2 protein-coding genes are annotated in these 932 nt (G+C 78.4%); both read left to right on the forward strand.

Annotated elements, in window-relative coordinates; all coding sequences use genetic code 11:
- The coding region (locus tag GTW08_RS09665; RefSeq protein WP_161151791.1) for a hypothetical protein at positions 1-218 on the forward strand (218 nt) is incomplete at its 5' end.
- Positions 219-242: 24 nt separating this feature from the next.
- On the forward strand, positions 243-932 hold a 690-nt coding region (locus tag GTW08_RS09670), incomplete at its 3' end, for a hypothetical protein (RefSeq protein ID WP_202416867.1).

Raw genomic sequence — 932 nt, forward strand, 5'->3', positions numbered from 1 at the left:
CCGCCGAGGTCGAGGACCTCGACGAGGGCGCCACCGACTGGGCCCGCGGGCGCACCGCGCTCGTCGCGACCGTCCGCACGACGACGGCCGGGCCCGGCGCGGCCCCCGAGGTCCGGCGCTGGCGCACCCGCGTGGTCCTGCAGTTCGACGCGGCAGGCCACTGGCTGGTCACCGCCGATACCCCCATCACCACCGACACCCCCGACGTGGACGACTGACGTGACCGAACCTTGGAGTGGGCGATGACCGCCGACGAGCTCGAGCAGCTGCTCACGTCCCTGCTGGCCAAGGGGGTCACGGTCGTCCTGCTGGCGCTGGGCCCTGCCGGGGAGCTGGTGGGGGTGGAACCCGGGGGGGCCGCGACGCCGTCGGTGAGCTCCGGGCAGGACGCCGCCGGTGCGCCGCGTCCGGACCTGGAGCTGGGGGCCGACGGCGAGGTGTGCGCCGGGTCGGGCGGGTCCTCCGGGGCCGGGGCCGGGACGGGCTCCGGCGGGTCCGGGTCGGGCTCCGACAGCTCGGTAGGCGGGGATCGCGAGCGCGACGGCCGCGACGGGGCCGGGGCCGGGGCCGGGGCCGACGAGTCCACCGCCGGGTCAGGGTCCACCGGGGCCGGCGGCGACTCGTCCAGCGGGTCGGAGGACGGTCGCGACGGCGGGTCCGGCAGCTCCGACAACTCCGACGGGTCGGGCGACTCCGACGACCGGCGCCGATCCGGCGGGTCGGACGACTCCGGGAGCAGCGGCGGATCGGACGACAGCGACTCCGGGGAAAGCGACTCCGGGAACAGCGGTTCCGGGGGCACCGGGTCCGGCGGCAGCGGCTCCGGAGGCTCCGGTTCGGACGACAGCAGCCCCGGCGACAGCGACGCGGGCGGCAGCGGCTCGGGCAGCGGCGGCTCGGGCAGCGGCGGCTCGGGCAGCGGCGGCTCGGGC

The organism is Pseudonocardia sp. SID8383, assembly GCF_009864975.1.
In the GTDB taxonomy this organism is placed as follows: Bacteria; Actinomycetota; Actinomycetes; order Mycobacteriales; family Pseudonocardiaceae; genus Pseudonocardia; species Pseudonocardia alni.